General features: G+C 42.1%; 11 protein-coding genes. 2 read left to right on the forward strand and 9 right to left on the reverse strand.

The features are described 5' to 3' along the window. Window positions 1–345: 345 nt before the first annotated feature. The 4 genes from xthA to astB form a co-directional block, all read right to left on the reverse strand. Complete coding sequence (gene xthA, locus AAEY93_RS04645) at window positions 346–1152, reverse strand: exodeoxyribonuclease III (protein WP_351075199.1); 807 nt, start codon at window positions 1150–1152, stop codon at window positions 346–348. Next, window positions 1152–1451: a YciI family protein gene (locus tag AAEY93_RS04650; protein WP_101032154.1), complete on the reverse strand. Its 300-nt coding sequence runs from the start codon at window positions 1449–1451 to the stop codon at window positions 1152–1154. The genes xthA and AAEY93_RS04650 overlap by 1 nt, the downstream gene beginning before the upstream one ends. 35 nt (window positions 1452–1486) lie before the next feature. Further along, window positions 1487–2038, reverse strand: a complete 552-nt coding sequence (locus AAEY93_RS04655) for a septation protein A (protein ID WP_101032153.1) — start codon at window positions 2036–2038, stop codon at window positions 1487–1489. A 1020-nt stretch (window positions 2039–3058) separates the two neighbouring features. Beyond that, window positions 3059–4393 carry an N-succinylarginine dihydrolase gene (gene astB, locus AAEY93_RS04660; RefSeq protein WP_351075202.1) on the reverse strand — a complete coding sequence of 445 codons (1335 nt, stop codon included), beginning with the start codon at window positions 4391–4393 and terminating at the stop codon, window positions 3059–3061. 378 nt (window positions 4394–4771) lie between these two features. Here astB and topA point away from each other — a divergent pair, with 378 nt between their 5' ends. Then, window positions 4772–7411, forward strand: a complete 2640-nt coding sequence (topA, locus tag AAEY93_RS04665; RefSeq protein ID WP_124011795.1) for a type I DNA topoisomerase — start codon at window positions 4772–4774, stop codon at window positions 7409–7411. Between the two features lie 259 nt (window positions 7412–7670). Here topA and pta read toward each other — a convergent pair whose 3' ends face one another. Beyond that, the gene (gene pta, locus AAEY93_RS04670; RefSeq protein ID WP_101032150.1) at window positions 7671–9818 is read right to left on the reverse strand and encodes a phosphate acetyltransferase; all 2148 of its coding nucleotides are present in this window, start codon (window positions 9816–9818) and stop codon (window positions 7671–7673) included. A gap of 61 nt (window positions 9819–9879) precedes the next feature. After that, entirely contained in the window at window positions 9880–11082 is a 1203-nt protein-coding gene (ackA, locus tag AAEY93_RS04675) for an acetate kinase (protein WP_101032149.1), read from the reverse strand. Between the two features lie 225 nt (window positions 11083–11307). Here ackA and yfbV point away from each other — a divergent pair, with 225 nt between their 5' ends. Continuing rightward, window positions 11308–11745, forward strand: a complete 438-nt coding sequence (gene yfbV / locus AAEY93_RS04680) for a terminus macrodomain insulation protein YfbV (protein WP_198554811.1) — start codon at window positions 11308–11310, stop codon at window positions 11743–11745. A 52-nt stretch (window positions 11746–11797) separates the two neighbouring features. Here the strand turns inward: yfbV and pflA are convergent, their stop codons facing one another. The 3 genes from pflA to AAEY93_RS04695 all read right to left on the reverse strand — a co-directional run bounded on the left by pflA (window position 11798) and on the right by AAEY93_RS04695 (window position 16830). After that, window positions 11798–12535 (reverse strand): pyruvate formate lyase 1-activating protein, encoded by a 738-nt coding sequence (pflA, locus tag AAEY93_RS04685; RefSeq protein WP_351075206.1) that lies wholly within the window; start codon window positions 12533–12535, stop codon window positions 11798–11800. A gap of 77 nt (window positions 12536–12612) precedes the next feature. Continuing rightward, a complete protein-coding gene (gene pflB, locus AAEY93_RS04690; protein ID WP_351075208.1) occupies window positions 12613–14895 on the reverse strand; it encodes a formate C-acetyltransferase in 2283 nt (760 codons plus the stop codon). A gap of 402 nt (window positions 14896–15297) precedes the next feature. Next, window positions 15298–16830: a DUF3360 family protein gene (locus AAEY93_RS04695; protein ID WP_101032145.1), complete on the reverse strand. Its 1533-nt coding sequence runs from the start codon at window positions 16828–16830 to the stop codon at window positions 15298–15300. Window positions 16831–18204 lie beyond the last annotated feature (1374 nt).

Consider the following 18204-nt stretch of genomic DNA (forward strand, 5'->3'; position numbering starts at 1 on the left):
ATTTGAGTACAATCTTATCGATTCAAATTGACCTTTTAGAGGATATCCTATCTAAATTATTGATTCTGTTAAGTGTGAATGCAAGTGTCGAGTCGAAACTTATTGTGAATAAGTGAATAAGTGAGTAAGTGAATAAGTGAATAAGTGAAAAATATAGTACCAATATGTTAGACCCGTGAAGGCGGCTCGTTACCAAGGGTTAGCATTAGCCTGTTGAGGTGAGTCGGTTCTGAGGGGAGCAGTACTGGTAAAAAGTAGCTATAAGCGAGACACGCTCATAGCTTTTATCGTTTCGAGTAGCGAAGCGATTTAGTTGTTAGGCTATTTGTTTTTACCTATCCGCTTTTAGCTAAAATCACTCCAAATAGGAGCATGATCTGACGGTTTATCGATAGCCCGTAAATCATAATCAACATCAGATTCAATTAAGCGTGGTACTAATGATTCGGTCACTAATATGACGTCGATCCGAAGACCACGATTATCAACAAAGCCTTTACTGCGGTAATCGAACCACGAGTAACGTTCCGTGCGACTTGGGTGTAATTGACGGAAGCTGTCGATAAAGCCCCATTGCTGCAGACGCGCTAACCATTCACGCTCTTCAGGTTGAAAACTGCATTTACCGGTTTTTAACCAACGCTTGGCGTTCACTTCTCCGATGCCGATGTCTAAATCGGTTGGCGAGATATTAATGTCGCCAATAATCGCGATGTCTTCACTTGGGTTATGATGTTTTTCTAAATGTAACATCAAGTCTTGATAAAACTTACGCTTAGCTGGATATTTAGTTTCGTGATGGATACTTTCACCTTGTGGGAAGTATCCATTGAAGACCGTTAATATACGACCGTTAGCTTGGGTAAATTTACCAATAATCAATCGGCGTTGAGCATCTTCAGCATCAGTTTCAAAACCCTTAATGATTTCAATAGGTTCGGCTTTTGATAGCATGGCCACACCATAATGGGCTTTACCGCCGTGAAAATGCACCTGATACCCCATGGCTTCTACATCAGCGACAGGAAACGTTTCGTCATGAACTTTGGTTTCTTGTAAGCCAATAATATCAGGAGAATGACTGTCGATTAGGGCTTGCAATTGATGCAAGCGCGCACGTATACCATTGATATTAAAAGACACTATTTTCATTAAGGAAGCACTCGCTTAAATGGCTTAACGATAACGCTTTTGTACACGCCAGCACCAATATAAGGATCCACATCAGCCCAAGCTTGTGCATCTTCCAATGAAGGGAAATCAGCAACAACTAATGATCCTGTGAAACCGGCTTCCCCCGGATTTTCATTATCAATGGCAGGATGGGGGCCGGCGGTTAATAAACGGCCTTCATCGGCGAGCGCTTGTAAGCGGGCTAAATGTTCGGTGCGGACGGATAAACGCTTTTCTAAACTATTTTCCACGTCTTGAGATGAAATCATATACCACATATCACTACTTCCTTTAATCGTTGTTATAAAATAAGTTATTGGTCATCATTGGGTTGAGTGGTGTCTTCTTGCATATGTTTATATAAGTACAATACCGTGACAACCGTGTTAATTAAGGTGAGGGCGGTTAGGCCAAATACTTTGAAGTTTACCCACATTTCTAGCGGTAGGCTAAACGCAACATAGATATTGGCGATGCCACATACTACAAAAAAACTGACCCAATACCATGTTATTTGTGTCCATATTTTATCGTCAACTTTCATTTCTTTGCCTAACATGCTCTTTAGCGCAGGTTTGCCCATCATTTGAGAGGCAATTAATCCTATAGCAAACAAAGCATAAACAATGGTTACTTTCCATTTAATAAAGGCATCATCGTGAAAAAATAGCGTAAGTGAACCAAACACAGTGATCATGGCAAAGGTAGCTAGAAGCATTTTTTCGATGTGTTTATACAATAGGTAAGTGATGACGAGTTGGATCGCGCTTGCCGCAATCAGTACAGCCGTTGCGGCATAGATGTCATACAACTTGTAGACTGCAAAAAAAATGACCAGTGGTAAAAAATCTAACAGTTGTTTCATAAAAAATCTCAGGCTAGGAAAATACTATTGCATAATGTTGGTGTTATGTTGCCACCGTAATGATGGCCGATTGTAGCATGATGTCATTGCCATTCGCATTAATTAAGGACAGTGATGGAGTGGATTATAAACTATTGCGCTAGGCTATTTTGCAAGAGGATGTAAATTCCGCTAAGCAGCTTAGTGAGCAAGCTATTCTTGCTGTGAATTTGACTCTGTGACACGTTTAGCTTATTTAAATGACCTTATGTATGCTTAATCGATAGGTGCTAAGCAGTTGAGCAGAATGTTTTTTCAAATACCGACTTATCGTCATATCGTCTTATTGTCTTATCGTCGCGAGGGTATTGCGCCAAGGTTTATCAATAGAACCGGGTCATCGTTAAATCGATCTTTCTGTAGCATGGTGATTAAGCGGCGATCAGTAACAGGGTATGGTTAAAGCGATAGCGATGTAAAATGCTCGTGCCTGGTCAGTCTAAACCTTGAACAATAATGATGTTGTCATGCTTTCTCGTGTTGTTAGCGGATTAAATTGGTGTTGATTGCGTGACGAATAATACCAATTCGATACCAACTAATCGCCTTTAAGACGAGTATATAGGCAACTTGCAGTAGGTCTTCCCGCTCTTGCTGTTCATACTTCACACTCCATCGAGCATATTATTATCGGCTCCCATTTTAAATGCGCGGCGCTGGGGTAGGTTGATCATGGCGACTTGCATTTTATCGCGACGGTAATAATCGGCGCTTTTATCTCAGGCAAGAGCTAACAGCGACATAAAAGAGGCCTGTTTGGCAGCAATACTTTGAACCGAGGAATTATCATTAATCACCCTGGGTTGTACACCGGTTGCTAAAGTCTGCTGAATAGAGACTCAACCCAGTACGGCAAGTGTTAGCAGCTTTATGCAGTTACTTTCATACTGCGCCGAGTAATAGGTTGATTAACAATCGATATAGATGACGATAAAAAGAGCCAAATTTATGGCTCTTTTTTGTTTTTAATGAGTAGGTGTTTTATCGTTGGAACTGATAAACACTGCCTAACTTCAAGATTTGTGTGAGTTGATCTAATGCGGTGCGCGATTCCATAATCAATTGCGGATCGGCTAGATCGCTAACGGTCAGTTGATCACGATAATGTCTATCAACCCATGTATTTAAGCGAGTAAATAAACCGTCATTCATTAATGTGTTTTGGTTAACCGCGGCGACTTCTTGTTCGTTCATCGCCACTCGTAAACGTAAACAGGCTGGCCCCCCCCCGTTTTGCATGCTTTGTTTTACATCAAAATAGCGCACTTGTTTGATCGGCGTGCCTAAGGTAACAAGTTCATTTAAATAAGCAAATACTGCAGGGTTTTCTTGGCAATTTGTGGGTGCAATAATGGCCATTTCACCTGAAGGTAGGGTGATGATTTGGGTATTAAATAAGTAACTACGAACGGCATTATCAATTGATACTTGCTCTGTGGTGACTTTGACAAAATGCATATCAGAGTTCATTTTTCGGCGAATTTCATCGAACTTTACTTCGGTATTTAAAAACGCTTGTTCGTGGTAGAAGAGCACATTTTTGTTACCCACTGAAATGACGTCATTGTGGAACACGCCTTGGTCAATCACATCAGGGTTTTGCTGCATAAATACGCAGCTTTCCTCTTCAAGTTGGTGTAAACGTGCTACTGCCTGAGAAGCCTCTAATGTCTGTCGAGCAGGATATTTTGTAGGTTTTGGAGCGTTAGGGTGAGTGGCTGACTGGCCGTAAACAAAAAGTTCTACTCCACTATGACCGTATTCAGAACACAAACGGGTATGATTTGCAGCGCCTTCATCACCAAAACTTGCGTGTTCGGGTAAATGCTGATGATGTTTAAAATAGCGATCATTATTGAATGTTGACTGTAGAATGTGCCCTGTGGTGATAGGTTCAATGCTACGGTGTAATTTATCGACTAGGTTAGCTGGTGTGAAATGTACTTTTCCATCACGAGTGTCAGCACTGGGTGACACTGTCGCCGCATTAGCGGTCCACATGCTCGAAGCACTGCAGCAAGCATTAAGTAGCGCAGGTGCTTGCTGAGCAGCTTTCTGTAAAACCTCAGTGTCAGACCCAGAAAAACCAATTCGACGCAATGTGTAAAGGTCTGGGCGCTCTTGTGGGGCTAATACGCCTTGCACCATACCTAAATCTGCTAATGACTTGGCTTTTTGCAAACCTTGTTTAGCTGCCGCTTTAGGATTTGAGGTTTGGGCCGCATTACTAAATGAGGCCACATTACCAAACGATAATCCGGCATAGTTATGGGTTGGTCCTACCAAGCCATCAAAGTTCGCTTCAAAATGCTTCATTCGTGATCCTTGAGAATTTTAGTGAATAATTATTATTGTAGTTGCGCATATTTGTGTTACTTATAAAAAAGGAACGTGATTGTTCATGTCAGTTAACGCTAATTGAAGCCAGTATACTGGAGCTATAAGGGTTAACAAGGTGTGGTTAATTTGTACAAATGTGTATGAATGACTAAAAATGCACTGAAGGTGCTCGTAAGTATCATTAAGTGACAAATTACGTTTAAAAAACGCATATTATTTTTACATTTTTTATTTTTGATTAAAAAATGACTTACTAGCCGTGTAAAAGAGGGATTAACTTGAAAATCTTGTCTCAACCCTCTATATATGGAATCAATTTTCTTTTTCTCGAGACTTTTTGGCGCAAATAAAACTATGGGTAAATCGCTAGTTATTGTCGAATCGCCGGCTAAAGCCAAGACAATTAATAAATATCTTGGTAAAGACTTCATCGTGAAGTCGAGTGTAGGTCATATCCGTGACTTACCAACTTCGTCTACTTCTGACGGTACAACTGCGACTAAAACCGCTGCAGAAGTTAGAAAATTACCTCCTGAAGAAAAAGCTCAATATAAGCTGATCAGAGACAAACAAGCGCTTGTGGCGCGAATGGGTGTGAATCCCGATAAAGGCTGGGCAGCCAAATATCAAATATTGCCTGGCAAAGAAAAAGTCGTTAAAGACCTAAAAGCGTTAGCAGAAACTGCTGATAAAATCTATCTCGCAACGGATTTGGACCGTGAAGGTGAAGCCATTGCCTGGCATTTACAGGAAATTATTGGTGGTGACGCTTCACGGTATCAGCGGGTTGTGTTTAACGAAATTACTAAAACTGCGATTCAAGATGCGTTTAGTAAACCGACTGTGCTTGATACCAATATGGTCAATGCCCAGCAAGCGCGTCGCTTTTTAGACCGTGTTGTCGGCTTTATGGTGTCACCATTATTATGGAAAAAAGTCGCTCGTGGTTTATCTGCGGGACGTGTTCAATCGGTTGCTGTTCGCCTTGTAGTCGAGCGAGAAGGTGAAATTAAAGCGTTTGTTCCAGAAGAGTTTTGGGATATCCATGCTGAGTTAAATACCCCTACCGCAGCTAGCTTAAAAATGCAGGTGATGAAATATCAATCTGCTGCATTTGAGCCGATTAGTAAAGCGCAAGCGCAAGTGGCGGTTGATGCACTAGGTGATGCAACGTTTGTTGTTACTGCCCGTGAAGATAAAGCCACTTCAAGCAAGCCTTCAGCACCTTATATCACCTCTACATTGCAGCAAGCTGCCAGTACTCGTCTTAGTTTTGGTGTGAAGAAAACCATGATGATGGCTCAGCGCTTGTATGAAGCGGGTCATATTACCTATATGCGTACCGATTCAACTAATTTGAGTAAAGAAGCGGTTGAAAACTTACGTGAAATGATTGGTTCTGAGTTTGGTGACAAGTATTTACCTGCAGAACCTATTCGTTATGGTAGTAAAGAGGGCGCTCAAGAGGCGCATGAGGCTATTAGACCGTCAAACGTGGCTGTGCAGTCAGCATCTTTAACCGATATGGAAAGAGACGCTCAGCGTTTGTATGAGCTTATTTGGCGTCAATTCGTGTCTTGTCAAATGACACCGGCACAATATGATGCGACACGTTTAACGGTAACCGCGGGTGATTACGAATTAAAAGCCAGTGGCCGTACCTTACGCTTTGATGGTTGGACTCGGGTTCAACCGCAGATGGGTAAGAAAAACGAAGAAGACAAAACGCTGCCAGTGGTTGAAAAAGGTGACAAGTTAGTGCTTGAAACCCTGTCGCCAAAACAGCATTTTACTAAGCCAGCGCCTCGATATAGCGAAGCCTCTTTAGTTAAAGAGCTTGAAAAACGAGGTATTGGTCGTCCATCGACGTATGCGACGATTATTTCAACCATTCAGGATCGTGGTTATGTCAAAGTTGATAATCGCCGTTTCTTTGCTGAAAAAATGGGTGAGATTGTTAGCGAACGCTTAGTGGGCAGTTTCAAAGAGTTAATGAGTTACGATTTTACCGCCAGTATGGAGCAGACATTAGATGATGTTGCTCAAGGTAAACTGGACTGGAAAAAAGTACTCGATGGGTTTTATGGCGACTTTACCAAGCAATTATTGTTGGCCGAGTTAGATCCAGATGAAGGCGGCATGCGCCCCAATGAAATGGTACTGACAGACGACATTAAGTGTCCAACCTGTGGCCGTGCAATGGGGATCAGAACGGGTTCAACAGGGGTCTTCCTAGGTTGTTCTGGTTATGAGTTACCGCCGAAAGAACGTTGTAAGACTACGCTTAACTTAACCCCAGGTGAAGAAGCGGTTAGTGACAATGAAGATGCTGAAACTGAAGCGCTACGAGCTAAACATCGTTGTGGGAAGTGTGGCACAGCGATGGACAGTTATCTCATTGACGAGACCCGTAAATTACATGTCTGTGGTAATAACCCGTCATGTGATGGCTACGAAGTGGAAGCCGGACAATTTAAGATTAAAGGTTATGAAGGTCCGATCATTGAATGCGATCGCTGCAGCAATAATATGGAACTTAAAAACGGTCGATTTGGTAAGTATTTTGGTTGTACCAATACGGAGTGTAAGAACACCCGTAAGTTGCTGAGAAGCGGCGAAGCGGCGCCACCAAAAGAAGACCCAATTTTTCTACCTGAATTAAAATGTACTAAATCCGATGCCCATTTTGTGCTTCGTGATGGTGCTGCTGGAATATTTTTAGCGGCGAGTACTTTCCCTAAATCCCGTGAAACACGTGCGCCTCTAGTGGAAGAGTTAGTTCAGTATCGTGATTTGTTATGGCCTAAATATCAGTATCTTGCTGACGCACCAGTGGAAGATGATGAAGGTAACAAAGCCTCGGTTAAATTTAGCCGTAAGACGAAGGAGCAGCATGTTGCTACTGAAGTTGATGGCAAAGCGACCGGCTGGTCTTCTAAATTTATAAACGGTAAATGGGTCAGTGAATCAGCTAAGAAAAAAGCTAAGAAATAACCTTTAGCTTTAGTTGCTTCATCACTCTATTCATTAGCGCTACCCGATTGGGTAGCGTTTTTGTTTGTGCAACAAATGGATTTATTATTGTTTCTATAGCGAATAGGTTCGTGGGCATATTTATGTAGACTATGACAAACGAACAAACGAACAAACGAATTAAAGATAATCAGACACAAAAAAGCACTGATAATTATCAGTGCTTTTTTAGTGGTAAATTATTGCGAATTACCTCGGTGTTAAGCCGATATACCGCAATTTATTTGGCACTGTTTTGTGCTGCTTGAATGGCGGTTAATGCAATAGTGTAAACAATATCATCGACTAATGCGCCACGTGATAAATCGTTAACCGGTTTACGCATACCTTGAAGCATCGGACCGATACTGATTAAATCAGCACTACGCTGTACTGCTTTGTATGTTGTGTTACCCGTATTTAAGTCTGGGAATACAAATACGGTCGCTTTACCCGCAACTGGGCTGTTAGGCGCTTTAGATTGAGCGACGTTAGGCATAACGGCTGCATCGTATTGCAACGGACCATCGATGATTAAATCGGGACGTTTTTCTTTGGCAATTCGAGTGGCTTCACGCACTTTATCAACACCCAACCCGGTGCCAGAGGTACCTGTTGAGTAACTGATCATCGCGACACGAGGTTCAATCCCAAAGGCTTTAGCTGATTCCGCTGACTGAATCGCGATTTCGGCTAACTGCTCAGGATTTGGATCTGGATTAATGGCACAATCACCATACACGAGTACTTGATCTGGCATCAGCATAAAGAAAATCGACGATACCAAGCTAGAACCTGGTGCGGTTTTAATTAATTGCAGTGGTGGGCGAATAGTTTGTGCAGTAGTATGAACCGCACCAGACACAATACCATCAACTTCATCTTGTGCCAGCATCATGGTTCCAAGCACCATGTTGTCTTCTAGTTGCTCTCGGGCTACCACTTCTGTTAATCCTTTGCTGCGACGTAATTCGAGCATAGGTTCAACATATTTGTCACGCACACTAACAGGCTCAATGATCTCGATGCCTTCACCTAAAATGACATCTTGTTGTAATGCGACACGCAAGATCTCTTCACGGTTACCTAATAATACGCAACGAGCAATACCACGTTCTGCACAAATAGCTGCCGCTTTAACGGTTCTCGGTTCTTCACCTTCGGGTAGCACGATGGTTTTACGTGCTGCACGGGCCAGTTCGGTTAACTTATAACGGAATGCTGGCGGTGATAAGCGGTGTTCTCGAGGAGAGTCTTGAGTGATGCTTTCAATCCAAGTTTGGTCGATATGGCCTGCAACGTATTCTTGTACTTTGTCAACGCGAACCGCATCATCCACAGGCACTTCATGGTCAAAACGTTGGATATTGAGTGACGTTTCCCATGTGTTTGATTCAATTAAGAACACTGGCAAGCCGGTTTCAAATGCTTGCTCACACAACTTCATAATTTCTGGCTCAGGCTGGTAGCCACCAGTAAGCAATAGTGCGCCAATTTTAACGCCGTTCATCGCCGCTAAACAAGCTGATGCGATGACGTCAGAGCGATCACCTGAAGTCACTAAAAGTGAATTGGTTTTGATGTGAGTAACCAAGTTTGGAAGACTGCGAGCACAAAATGTAACCCGGCGCATACGGCGAGTATTCATTTCACCGGCATTAATGATTTTAGCATTTAAGTGTTTTGCTAAATCAGATGCGCGCGGTGCAATTAACTCTAAATTGTATGGCACTCTACCTAAAATGCGCAGTGGACTTTTACTGGGTAGTTGGAACATGTCCGCGCTATCAGTGGCGTTAATTTGCTTATTAACAAACACTTCAGATAAATCAGGACGAGTACGACCTTCATTATCAACTGGCGCACCAATTTTATTAATGATGGCGCCAATTATGCGCTTGTTTTTTTGTCCGCCCCAAGAGTTATAGGTGATTTCTAATCGATTCATTAACCCATTAGGCGTATCAACCCCTGGTGTTGCGATGAAAATAACATCAGCATCTAGTGCTTTAGCTATTTCGTAGTTAATGTCATCAGCAAAAGGGTGGCTACGTGTCGGCACCAAGCCTTCAACGACTAAGATTTCAGTATTGCTGGCGCATTCTGCAGTGCGGGCAATAATTTGTTCCATTAAGACATCAACTTGCTCTGTGCGGATTAAGGCTTCAGCGTGTTCCATTGAAAATGGCTCTAACGGATTGACCGTTGGTGAGGTACTTAAAATGGTGGTTGAACGTTCAGGACCTGTATCACCCGAGCGGATCTGTGCAATAGGTTTAAAGAATTGTACTTTAACGCCTTTACGTTCTAGGGCGCGAACCATACCTAAGCTAAGTGATGTTAATCCTACTCCAATACCGATTGGAATAAGTAAAATATTACGAGACATAACGACCTCTTGTGTGCGTATTGTTCATGTTAATTAACCGAGTATAAGACCGAATAGGGGCTTATTTAGCTGTGACCAACTTGATTGCATCTTCAGCAATGACCCACTCTTCATTTGTCGGTATGACCATGGCAATAGGGCTGCCTTCTTTGGTAATGATACCTTGTTGGCCAAAACGAGCCGCTGTATTCAAGTCGTCGTCGACTTTGAAGTTAAATATTTCTAATAAATTAAGAACTCTTTCGCGAATAAGTTTTGAGTTCTCGCCAATGCCACCGGTAAAGATAATGGCGTCTAAACGGCCTAGTGGCACAGTGTAAGAGGCGATATATTTAGCTAAACGGTAACAGAAAATATCTAGGGCTAACGTGGCCCCTTTATGGTTGTCATGATAACCTTCTTCAATACCACGACAATCATTGGTCAATTCTGAAATACCGAGCAAACCACTTTGCTTATTCAGCAGGTTATTAACTTCATCAATGGTATAATTAAGTTGATTAACGAGATGAAAAATAATCGATGGATCTAAATCACCACAACGTGTGCCCATGACTAACCCTTCTAGTGGGGTTAAGCCCATAGACGTGTCAACACTTATGCCGCCTTTAATGGCTGTTACCGATGCGCCATTGCCTAAATGTGCACAAATAACGTTGATGTCTTTTGTGTCTTTGCCTAATACTTTGGCCGCCTCGCGACAGACATATAAATTACTCGTACCGTGCATGCCATAACGGCGAATACTATGTTCACGATACAATTTGTAAGGTAGGGCATAAATATAAGCTTTTTCCGGCATGGTTTGGTGAAATGCGGTATCAAATACAGTCACTTGTGGCAAGTTAGGAAAAGACGCTATTGCAGCACGAATACCAATTAAATGCGCCGGATTATGCAGTGGAGCTAACGACGCACAATCTTCAATACCTTGAATGACTTCAGGGGTAACAATAACAGAGCGGGTAAACTTTTCACCACCATGGACGATACGGTGGCCAACGGCTTTAATTTTAGCCGCAAGTTCTGGGTGTTCTGCCAAGATGTTATTAACGATAAATTCTACCGCTTCGCGATGTGCAGTAAAGGCACCTAAACTGGCTTCATGTTTGTTGCCATTAAATTTCCACTTAATGCGTGAATCTTCTAAACCAAAACATTCTGCTAGACCAGAAATTTTATCATCGCCTGATTGAGCATCAATGATGGCAAATTTTAATGATGAGCTACCGCAGTTGAGCACGAGTACTAATTTGTCTGACATGTTAACGCCTTTTAAGTCAATGAAACTAAATGAAAAAGGAAAATTCCATTTTGATTAAGGTTTATGATCATTCATAAACGCCATACTTCGCTGTTCTTGTTGTGATTTGCGACTGTAAGTTAAATCATTATAGTGGCAAATCGGCCAGTGCATTTTGGGCATGACACTGTATTATGTTATCGTTATACTCATGTCCTAAGCTGTAAAGGTAGCCGTATATTGAACATGAATTTGGTTAAATTACTTGGTGACGGTCAACGTTATATGAAGACCTGGCCAATGGTTAGGCAACTTGGGTTTTATTTCCCAGAGTACCGTGTCGTCAAAGCGACTCAATTAGCTATTATCGCAATGCCGATATTGGCATTGGTGGTTGCGGCCAGCCAACTCTATGTATTGGGCTGGGATTATTTACCGCAAGCATTAACGATGTTACTGTTTTTTATCAGCCTGCCATTACAAGGCTTATTATGGTTAGGTTGGCGAGCACGCCATCCATTGCCTTTATCGTTATTCGATTGGAGCAATCAACTCAGTTCAACATTGACTGAGATGGGTATCTATTGCCAACCATTAGGCTCGACAGCCTGTTATTCAGATATGGCAGCCATTTTGAAACTGGCTTTTGAACGCTTAGATCAAAGTTATTGGGATGAACTGTAATCGCTCTTTTTTATAAGTCACTGCTAATTTAAGTCTATTTTTTTTATTGTGACTAAAATGTCGCGTTAATGTCTCGATCTAAAAATACCTGCTGAATTTTCTGCATAGTTTCGGTACTCGGCGGTGAAACATCTGCCATGGTGTATGTTTCGCCAAAGGCTTGCCATTTATGCTGCCCTAAAGGGTGATACGGCAATAACTCAACTTTTTCAACGTTATTCATTGGTTTAATGAACTCAGCTAATGCAATGGCTGACTCAAGGTCTTCTGTAAATCCGGCGACGACCACGTAACGGATCCAGGTTTTGATATTTCGTTTAGCAAGATATTGGGCAAATTGTAGTGTTCGATGGTTACTGACTTTTGTCAGCTCGATGTGCTTGGTATCGTCCATTTGTTTGATATCAAGTAATACTAAGTCTGTATTGTCGAGCAACTCATCAATCACAGGTTCATATTTACGCACAAAACCGTTGGTGTCTAAACAGGTGTGTACCCCTTCAGTTTTACAGGCTTTAAATAATTCACTCACAAATTGAGCTTGTAAAATAGCCTCACCACCACTAGCAGTAATACCCCCACCACTGGCTTCTAAAAATGGTTTATAAGCAATGACTTGGTCCATTATTTCAGCAACAGAAGTTTCTTTGCCGCCGTCCAGATCCCATGTATCACGATTATGGCAATATTGGCAGCGCATAAGGCACCCCTGCATAAAAGCGATATAGCGGATCCCCGGACCGTCAACGGTTCCGAATGATTCAACTGAATGTATGCGACCTAACGTCATTGTTGTTCCTTAAATGTCTATAAAAAAGGCTGTATCGATAAGAAATCACCCATCGATACAGCCAATTTTAGCAGAGACTACATACTTTTTGTAAATGTACGAGTGATAACATCTTGCTGCTGCTCTGGGGTGAGCGCATTAAAGCGAACAGCATAACCCGATACACGTATGGTTAATTGTGGATATTTATCCGGATTAACAATAGCATCTTCTAACATTTCACGGTTCATCACGTTAACGTTTAAGTGTTGGCCACCTTCACGATTTGGCTTGCTTAAGAAGTAGCCATCCATCAGTGACGCTAAGTTAGTACGACGACCCGTATCATCTTTACCTAATGCATTTGGCACGATAGAGAAAGTATAAGAAACACCATCTTGTGCGTGGGCAAATGGCAGTTTAGCAACCGATGTTAATGAAGCAATTGCACCATTTTCATCACGGCCATGCATTGGGTTTGCACCTGGAGCAAATGGCGCACCAGCACGACGACCGTCAGGAGTGTTACCGGTTTTCTTACCATAAACCACGTTTGAAGTAATGGTTAAGATTGATTGTGTTGGGATCGCATTACGATACATTGTTTTAGTGCGAATTTTCGCCATAAAACGTTCAACTAAATCGCAAGCCATGTCATCAACACGAGGATCATTATTACCAAATTTTGGATAATCACCTTGAATATCAAAATCAACCGCAATACCATCTTCGTCGCGGATAGGCTTAACTTGAGCGTACTTCATCGCTGACAATGAATCGGCTACAATCGATAAACCGGCAATACCACAGGCCATTGTGCGGCGCACATCACGGTCATGTAATGCCATCAACGCTGACTCATAAGAGTATTTGTCATGCATAAAGTGAATCGCGTTAAGTGCAGACACATATTGTGTTGCAAGCCAGTCCATTGAGCTGTCAAAACGTGACATTACATCATCAAAATCAAGTATTTCGGCAGTGATTTTGTCAGATTTTGGCGCGATTTGGGTTTTAAGTTTTTCGTCAACACCACCGTTAATGGCATATAACATGGTTTTGGCTAAGTTAGCGCGAGCACCGAAAAACTGCATATCTTCACCCAAAATCATTGGGCTAACACAACAGGCGATGGCGTAATCATCCGACCCAAAGTCTGGGCGCATTAAATCATCGTTTTCATATTGAATTGAACTGGTATCAATAGACACTTTGGCACAGTAGCTTTTAAAACCTTGTGGTAATTGTGTTGACCATAACACGGTAATGTTTGGCTCAGGGCTTGCGCCCATGTTGTATAAGGTATGTAAGAAGCGGAAACTAGATTTGGTGACCAGTGGGCGACCATCAAGACCCATACCCGCGATAGATTCAGTGGCCCAAATTGGATCGCCAGAGAATAATTCATCGTATTCAGGTGTACGTAAGAAACGAACCATACGCAATTTCATTACGAAATGGTCAACCATTTCCTGGGCTTGCTGCTCATTAAGAACACCATTTTTAATGTCACGCTCAATGTAGGCATCAATGAAAGTTGAGGTACGACCGAGTGACATTGCTGCGCCATTTTGACTTTTTACTGCAGCAAGGTAACCAAAGTAAGTCCATTGGATCGCTTCTTTGGCATTTTGAGCCGGTGCAGAAATATCACAACCGTATTTGGCCGCCATAACTTTCATTTGGCCTAAAGCACGATGTTGCTCAGCAATTTCTTCACGTAATTGGATCACACTTGATAAATCTTCGCCGGCTTCAAACTGCGCTTGCAGTGAACTGAATTGGGCAAACTTATCTTGCATTAGGAAATCAATACCGTACAAAGCAATGCGGCGGTAATCTCCGATAATACGACCACGACCATAAGCATCAGGTAAACCGGTTAATACGCCTGATTTACGACAAGCCATAATTTCTTTGGTATAAACATCAAACACACCTTGGTTATGGGTTTTACGTAATTCAGAATAAACGTAATTAACATCTTTGTTGAGTTCACGGCCATAAGCTTTACATGAACCTTCAACCATGCGAATACCGCCATTAGGCAACATCGAACGTTTTAGCGGCTTTTCTGTTTGTAAACCAACGATGGTTTCTAGATCTTTATTGATATAACCAGCATCATGAGACGTGATAGTCGAGACCACCTCTGTATCGAAATCGACAGGAGCATGAGTTTGGTTCTCAATTTTGATGCCTTCCATTACTTTGTCCCACAAAGTTAATGTTGCAGCAGTTGCACCAGCTAAGAATGATTCGTCACCCTCATATGGTGTGTAATTTTGTTGAATAAAGTCACGTACGTTAACTTCTGTTTTCCAATCGCCAGCTACGAAACCTTCCCACGCGTTGGCAAATAGTTCGGTTTTATCTGTCATTTATTTAACCCTCTGGTTGATTTTCTACGGGCATCATCTCAAATAGTACAAGGTGATGTTATCCGTAAGTGTTTACATTCTGTCGTCTAGGCGCATTCGCTAGATTGAGCCGTTAACATGTTCTGCGACATTGGTGTCAGAAATGTTCTGCCTGACTTTTGTAATGACGCTAATCGATATTGTTTCAGCTAATGTATAATTGGTAAGACCATTTATCCATGGGTTAATAATAGCACAGCTGATTGACCATATCGGTAAAATTGATATTTAAATTCTAAAAGTGTTAGCTGTCTAACAAATCTATCTAGAATTAAGAGTTGAACATAGAATTGTCAGCAAATAGAAAGGCGAAACCCTTGTCAATCTCGCCTTTATATTTTGGTATTGCTGAGCATGACGGGATTATAAGAACCCAGGTATCCCTTCGATCATGCCTACTGCTAACATGGCCGCTAAACAAATAACAAATGCAAGACTCGGGATGACGATACGGTCGGCAAATGATAAGGTTTTAGGACGCTCTTTATCACCAATTAAGCCATTATTATCAAGCAGCATAGTCAATGCCCACGCTAATACTGGATTGGCCACAAATGAAGCAAAAATACAGATACCTGCAGCTTGGCTACTCGTGGTGTCTTTAACCATCTGCAAGCCTGCTTCAAGTAACGGTAGGAATACACCCACTAGCAGTGCAATCGCCATTACAGGGCGCCATACGGTTATATCCATTGGGTAACCCAAGATAGCAACAACAATACACATGATACCGAGTAAGATTGCTCCAGCAGGAATAGGGCGTTTGGCAATGGCGGCAGGGATCATGTAAGTTCCCCAAGAAGAGGTAATGTTACCGCCTCCGACTGCGGTGCCAACGATCTGTCTTACTGAACAAGTAGCCATGGTGTCATCGACATCCATCAGTACCTTTTCAGCCCCTTTTGGATAATTTAATTCTTGGAAAATACGATGACCAAGGAAATCAGGCGACCACATGGCAACAGCAAGAATGGCGAACGGTAATGATGCAATAAAATGCGCCATATTAGGTAAACCTAACTGCCAACCTTGATCAGTTGAGCCCCACCAATAAACAGGATTGAGATTGGGAATGCCAGGAGCTGTGGTAAATTGCAGATCTAAACCCGCGCCGAGACCAAATGACAATGCGACAGCCGCAATAGAACACAAAGGAATGGCTAACCAACGTTTACCGTATTTAGCTAGTGCGGCATAGATAATCACGTTAACTAATAATATGGCAAATGCGACATAACCGAGTGAGTAGTCAAGGCCATGCTTGGCTTGAAGTCCTCCTGCCCAAGTAAATAACGAGCCTATCTGACTTTTTGCACCCATAAACCCTAGGAACACTAATAAGCCGCCAGCCACGCCGCTACTGGTGAGGTTAACCAGTTTAGAGCCACCTTTGAAATAACTTAATAATAAGCCAAATATGCCAATGAGGATTGCCAATGCTAAGGGATGAGCACCGGCGAGTGCGATGGTACCAATTAACGGGATCATCGGCCCATGGTTGCCACCGAGATTGGCTCTTGGATTAATAAAACCAGAGCTAATGATACAAAATAGTAGTGCTGGTATTAGCATTTCTACACGGACTATTTGGATAGCAAATTCAGCCCCAAGACTCACGTGGTCCCATTTATCACTTAGGCCTGCAGCCCAAGCAGCCATTACTGCGGAATACATCACAGTAATCCCAATTGTTCCTGCAATGGCTGGAACTAAGTCTTCCCATTCAAAGCGAAAATCACGCCCAGGAAGATTGAGTCTCCAGCGTCTTGGCTTCATTATTTTGAGTTCGTTTTCTAAATAGGCATCGCGACTTTCAAATTCGCTCGCGGGGCGATGAAGCTCGCTATAGCTAGCTTCTTGAGCTTTTTTTTCTGAATTGCTGACAGTTTCTGACATAATTTCTCATTCTCCGAAAAGAACAGGTTAGTCCATCAAATGATGAAGTTTGAGTGTGTTCCTTTGAAGTGACGGCGATGTCTATGAGAGCAGCTTGCCAGCGAGCCTAAATTGGCTCATATCACTTTGTTCAGCTGCAATACCTTTGTCGCGAGGCATTACAGTGACGTCCTTATTTCGGCCTTGCTTTGGTCATACCAATTTACCTTAGTGATTTTAGCATAGCGATGAGGTTGCATCACTCAGGTTTCAAGAAAGTTACTGTTTTGTTTGCTGGAAGTGAGAGCTGGTTAACAAGTTGATGGCAAAGTTAGAACGGAAAATTGGCATAATAGTCAGCTATTCCAGCAAGACAGCCTTTAAAATATCAATCCAAATCAATAATATTGATACATAGTATCAGTCTGGTTCAATTCTACTTAATTGTTGATGGCGGTATCCTGAGGTCGCCTAAAAAAAAGGTATTTGCAGGCGTCACCATCTTGATCATGATTATAAATATAGAACATTTCAGTGCAAAAGGCGCCATGGCTGCAACCGCAATTTATGTTAACTGCAGATGTTGCCATTCTAATTCTCATTGTAATTGTAATTGTATTGAGAATAGGTAAATCAGTATTCCCTAAGAGGGCAACGTATTGATAAACCAGCACCGCAATCTAAAGAATGGCATTAAGACGATAACGGTGCCATTGAGCCACGATAAATGGCATGTTTCATTGGTGCAAGAAGCTGAATGTAAGACGGCAAAATAACGACTGTCTCCGGTTGTTGCTACGGCATTAATCGTTAATATTGTTGTCGGCTAAAATTCTGTATTGGTTATCAATGCTAAGTTGCTAAAGACGTCGTCAAAAAAAGTAACCAAATTTAAGTCCAGTTGAGCCGCAAAAAGAAGGGTTCAAACCGCGAGTACAAAACTAAAGACCGTCTCCATCCTCTTTACGGGGAAATCTTCCACAACGCTTAGGGATCGCCAACCAAGTATCTAACTATGGCTAAGGCCAGTGATATCGTGGTGTTTGATAATTTGAATGTCAAAGGGATACAGGCGTTTTATGGCCCTATGGTTAATAATAATCTAATGGGGATGGTAACAAATATTACCCAGTACCAAGTCACACATTAAGTAGCGGCATTTACTGTGTTTGTAAACACAAACATAAGCTTGATTTAACAGCGCGTTCATTTGCTGGTAATAAGTGCGGCTTGAGTCATGCAGAGCTCTATCGGCAGCTCAATCCGCTGCGGCTCAGTCCTTAGCAATAACAGGTGAAAATGATTTAATAGCGGTTGAGGAATCGTTAGGCTAACACCCCAATATCAGCATAAATCATCCAATAAAATGAACAACTTTGCGGTGTCGAAGTTTGA

The sequence above is a fragment of the Shewanella sp. CAL98-MNA-CIBAN-0140 genome (assembly GCF_040309905.1).
Lineage (GTDB): Bacteria > Pseudomonadota > Gammaproteobacteria > Enterobacterales > Shewanellaceae > Shewanella > Shewanella psychromarinicola.